We start from the raw sequence: 4,909 nt of genomic DNA, 5'->3' as shown, positions 1-4,909 counted from the left end.
GACTTGGCGAGGAAGCGTGGCCTGAAATCCTCCACGGCCAGCGCGTCATGGTCACGCACCACGCGCTTGGCCCACTTGCGGGCCGTGTCCTGCCGCCGGGCGGCGATCTTCCGGTGGAGCTTGGCGGTCTGACGCTTCGCCCTCTGGTAGCCCTTCGAGGCCGCCTTTCCCTTTGCGGGCTTCCTGCGGGCCATCATCCGCTGGTAGCGCGCCAGCTTCTGCGCGGCCGTGCGGCCGTGCCGGGGGTGCGGCAGATCGTGCGCGTCGCTGGTGGTGGTGGCGATTTCCTTCACGCCCCAGTCGATACCGATCACCCGTCCGGTGGCGGGCAGCTCCTCGACCGGCGGCGCGGCGACGACGAACGAGCCATACCAGTGCCCCACCGCATCCCGGTACACGCGCACCGAGGACGGCGCCCCGGGCAGGTCGCGCGACCACACCGGCCGCACCACGATCCCCCCGGCCAGATACAGACGTCCGTCCCTGAGACAGAACCCGCGCCGGGTGTACTCGAGCGTCGGCCGCGCATCCCGCTTCTTCTTGAAGCGGGGCATCCCGGCCCGGCGCGCCATCGGCAGACCGGCCCTGATGTCCGTAAGCGCCTTGGCCCGGGATCTGCCGAAGTCCCGGATCACCTGCTGCTGGGGAACACACGCGCCCTCGCGCAGCCACGGCGTGCTCGCCCGGGCCCCGGTCAGCATCGCTGCCAGCTGCACCGGCCCGCACGTGCTCTTCTCCCCGGTCGCCCGATGGTGCGCGTACACGGCCCCGGACTTCGCGACGCACTCGTTCCAGATCCACCGGCAGCGCGCCCACTCCGCCTCCAGCCCCGCGCGGGCCGTCGACGACACCCGCAGACGGTAGGTGTACCGCACGGGCGCGAACTCCCGGGCCGCCGTGGATGCCGTCATCCCAGCAACCTAACCACCGCCACTGACAACGCCGGATCCGCCCGCAAGACGAACCGGCTTACCCTGCCCCGCCCACGCGGGAGCTTCGATTCCTCCCCCGCCTGAAGGCCGGGGGGTATCCACGAAGGAAGACACGATGACATCCGGTGAGTTCGGGCCCGGCAGGTCACGGGCCGGTCTTGGCGGGCACGGGCGCGCCGCCGCCGCAGGACCCGCGGATGATCAGGGTGGGCCACAACTGGACGCGGTGGACCGGGCGTTCGACGGGATCCGTGGCGCGGGCCAGGGCCATTTCGGCGGCCAGGGCGCCGAGCCGGTGTTTCTGCGGGCGTACGGCGGTCAGGGGAGGGTCGGCGGCTGCGGCGACTTCGTCGTCGTAGGTGATGACGGCGAGGTCGTCGGGGACGGAGAGGCCGTGTTCGTGGGCGCGTTCGACCAGGCCGATGGCTTCGCTGTCGGAGTGCACGAACAGGGCTGTGGCGCCGGCTTCGCGACAGCTGCGCAGGGTGGCGTCGTAGGCGTCCGTCCAGCCCCGGGACCCGTAGGGCGGTACGTCGTGCGCGAGGCCCTCGTGGCCGGGCAGCCCCAGTGAGGCGACGGTCTCCTGCCATCCTTCCCGCAGGGCCCGGGTCGTGGGGCTGAAGCGCGCGGTGATGAAGGCGATGCGGCGGTGGCCGAGGGTGACCAGGTGCCGGACGGCCAGGCCCGCTCCCAGGCTGTGCTCCGTGGTGGCGGCGTCCAGCGGCAGGGTGGGCAGTTCCGGCGGCGGCAGCCGTTCGACCAGGACGACGGGCACGGTCAGCGTGCCGAGCCAGCGCAGCAGGTCCTGGCCGGTTTCGCCGGTGTTGGTGGGGGCCACGAGCAGGGTGCGCACACCGCGGTCGAGCAGGCCCGTCACCTGGCGCCGGTCCTCCGCCGCGTCGTAGGCGGAGGCGCGCAGGACCAGCCGTCCGCCCGCGGCGGCCACCGCCGACTGGGCTCCCTGAATGACGGCCGGCCAGTAGTACTCGACGGTGGGGACGACCATGCCGACGAAGGCCTGGTCGGGCAGCCGCCCGTGGGCGAAGGCGCCCCGGCCGGCCCGCTCGTCGGGCGCCGGACCGCGGTAGGGCAGGGTGACGCCTCCGTGGACGCGCCGCACCAGTCCCCGGTCGGCCAGCGTCGTGACGTCCCGGCGTACGGTCACGGCGGTGACGCCGAGCCGCTCGACCAGGTCGGCCAGACGCACGGTGCCGCGCTCGCGCACGGTGGCGAGAATCAACTCCTGGCGTTCCGATGCCAGCGCCATCGCGTCCCGGGCCTTTCGTTTTGATCGATTTATATCGGTCAGCTTCGCTTGAGTTCTTTCTGTTCTACCGCAGGTGCCGCACTCCGGGGAACACCGGTAGAGCGCATCACTCTTCGTGCCAATCACTGCACGCAGGGTCGGCGGATCGGGGCGGGGAGGGCCCGTCCGACCGCGTCGATCTTTGTTTTCCTATCGATTCTGGTCGATATACTTCGATACCGTTGACCGAAAATCGTGCCAGGGGCTGAAGTGTGCGAACGCCTTCTTGCACGAAAGGAAACCCCTGGTGTTCGGTTTCTCCTCCGACACCGGTGAGAGCACACGCGCCCCCGGGACGCACTGGTCGCGGAGGTCCCTGCTGCGGACCTCCGCGGGCCTGGGCACCAGCGCGCTTCTCGCCGACGGCACACTCACCGGTTGTTCGGGCCGGCCCTCCGGAGCCACGCAGGTGCGTGTGTGGTCGTGGCTGACCGGCATGGACCAGTACGTCGCCGCGTTCAACTCGGCCCAGCGCGACGTGCATGTGGAGCTCAGTGTGATCGCCGCCGGTATATCCGGCGGCTACGCCCAGCAGACCAACGCGATCCGCGCACACAACGCCCCGGACATCCTGCACGTCGAGTACCAGGCGTTGCCGCAGATCGTGACCACCGGCGGGCTGCGCGACCTGAGTGCCGAGGTCGACGACCTCGCCGGAGGGTTCCTGCCGGCCGCGTGGCAGGGCGTGCGTCCCGGCGGGAAGACCTGGGCACTGCCGATGGACTTCTGCCCGATGGCCTTCTTCTACCGCAAGGACCTCTTCGACAAGGCGGGCATCGAAGTGCCCCGTACCTGGCAGGAGTTCCGCCACGCCGCCTCGGCGGTGCGCAGGGCCGACCGGGGAGCGCGGATCACCACCTTCCCGCTCAACGACGGCGCCTTCTTCGCCGGGATGGCCTGGCAGGCGGGCGATCCCTGGTGGGATATCGCCGCAGACTCCTGGCGGGTGGCCATCGACGGTACGGGCACCCTGCGCGTGGCCGAGTACTGGCAGGACATGGTGTCCTCCGGCCGGGCTGCACACAGCGCCACCGGCACACAGAGCTGGATCTCCGCGATGCACCACGGCCGGCTCTGGGGGATGCTCGGGGCCACGTGGGGCGTGGGCATGCTCAAGAAGTCGCTGCCCGCCGACAAGGGCCGCTGGGCCGTCGCGCCCCTGCCCGCCTGGGACGGCGATCCGTCCACCGGCGTGTGGGGCGGATCGGCCTTCGGGATCTCCGCCGAGAGCAAGGTGCCCGAGGCCGCCCTGACGTTCCTGCGCTGGCTCAGCACCGACCCCGCGGTCCCGAAGATCGGATCGAAGGTCACCTTCCCCTCCCCCGCCTACCGCGCCAGCCGGCAGGTGGCCCGCGGCGCCTACCGGGACGACTTCTTCGCCGGCCAGCCTGTCTTCGACGTGCTGGACCAGGCCGCGACCCGGGTCCCGGAGTGGACCTGGGGGCCGACCTCCCTGAGCGCCTTCGCCACGATCGCCGACACGCTGGGCCCGGTGTCCACCCGGGCGACCACGATCCCCCGAGCCATACACCAGGTCCAGTCCTCGACCGTCGCCGCCATGCGCGCCCGCGGCCTGGCCGTCACAGGCGGGAGCCGGACATGAACCCCGCACCCACGGCGGCGAAAACACCCGCCCCGGCCTCCGCTGCCCCGCCCGCACACCGGCCCGCCGCCCGGCGCCGCTTCACCGGCGCCGCGCTGGCCGCGCCGTTCGCGCTGCTGCTGCTCTGCACCGTGCTGGTGCCGATCGCCTACGCCTGCTACCTCAGCCTGTTCACCGACCGCCTCTCCGGCCTCGGCTTCGAGGGCTACCGCCAGGTCTTCACCGGCCTCGGCAACTACGCCGACGTCCTGGGCGACCCGGCCGCCCGCGACAGCGTGGGCAACATCGCCCGCTACGCCCTGATCCACATCCCCGTCATGTTCGGCGCCGCGCTGCTCACCGCCCTGCTGCTCGACTCCGCGACGGTACGGCTGCGCCAACTGTGGTCCCTGGCGGTCTTCCTGCCCTACGCGGTGCCCGGCGTCATCGCCGGTCTGATCTGGGGCTACCTCTACAGCCCCGACATCGGCCCGCTCAACGACGCCCTGCCCTTCGACCCGTTCGGCGAGTCCGGCGTACTGCCCGCCATCGTGAACATGGCCACCTGGCAGTGGACGGGCTACAACGTGATCATCTTCTATACGGCGCTGCAGACCGTCCCCCGCGAAGTCCTGGAGGCCGCGCGCGCCGACGGCGCCGGCGCGCTGCGCACCGCGCTCTCCATCAAAACCCCCATGATCCGTCCGACGATCTTCGTCGCGCTCGTCTTCACCACCATCGGCTCCCTGCAGCTGTTCACCGAACCCATGGTGCTGCGCACCTTCACCGGCACGGTCACCAGCACCTGGACCCCCAGCCTCTACATCTACGACGCGGCCTTCATCAAAAACGACTACGGGCGTGCCGCCGCCGCGTCCATCCTGCTCGCCCTCGCCTCCGCCCTGCTCTCGGCACTGGTGATGCGCCTGTCCTCCCGGAGTTCACGTTGAGCGCACCCACCACCACGCCACCGCCCGCGGCCACACGCCGCCCACCCGCCCGCCGTACCACCCCCGACGGCCCCTCCAGCGCTTCCCGCGGCACTCGCTGGACCTCACGCGGCGCCGTGCACGGCGTACTCCTGCTCGC

Annotated in this window: 4 protein-coding genes; 2 read left to right on the top strand and 2 right to left on the bottom strand. The window is 71.4% G+C overall.

Features of this window, described 5'->3' with window-relative positions; genetic code table 11:
* The coding region (locus ACQKIP_RS39545; RefSeq protein WP_427745265.1) for an RNA-guided endonuclease InsQ/TnpB family protein at positions 1-911 on the bottom strand (911 nt) is incomplete at its 3' end.
* A gap of 166 nt (positions 912-1,077) precedes the next feature.
* Positions 1,078-2,199 (bottom strand): substrate-binding domain-containing protein, encoded by a 1,122-nt coding sequence (locus ACQKIP_RS39540; protein WP_365865023.1) that lies wholly within the window; start codon positions 2,197-2,199, stop codon positions 1,078-1,080.
* A gap of 286 nt (positions 2,200-2,485) precedes the next feature.
* On the opposite strand from ACQKIP_RS39540, the gene ACQKIP_RS39535 reads away from it, so the two are divergent.
* Both ACQKIP_RS39535 and ACQKIP_RS39530 read left to right on the top strand, forming a co-directional pair.
* Positions 2,486-3,841, top strand: a complete 1,356-nt coding sequence (locus ACQKIP_RS39535; protein ID WP_365865021.1) for an ABC transporter substrate-binding protein — start codon at positions 2,486-2,488, stop codon at positions 3,839-3,841.
* Complete coding sequence (locus ACQKIP_RS39530) at positions 3,838-4,770, top strand: carbohydrate ABC transporter permease (RefSeq protein ID WP_365865020.1); 933 nt, start codon at positions 3,838-3,840, stop codon at positions 4,768-4,770. The genes ACQKIP_RS39535 and ACQKIP_RS39530 overlap by 4 nt, the downstream gene beginning before the upstream one ends.
* The last annotated feature ends 139 nt before the right edge of the window (positions 4,771-4,909 follow it).

Origin of the sequence: Streptomyces sp. NPDC059900, assembly GCF_050270335.1 — a bacterium.
GTDB lineage: Bacteria > Actinomycetota > Actinomycetes > Streptomycetales > Streptomycetaceae > Streptomyces.
The sequence above is the reverse complement of the archived record's forward strand: the minus strand, read 5'-3'. Positions and strand labels throughout refer to the sequence as shown.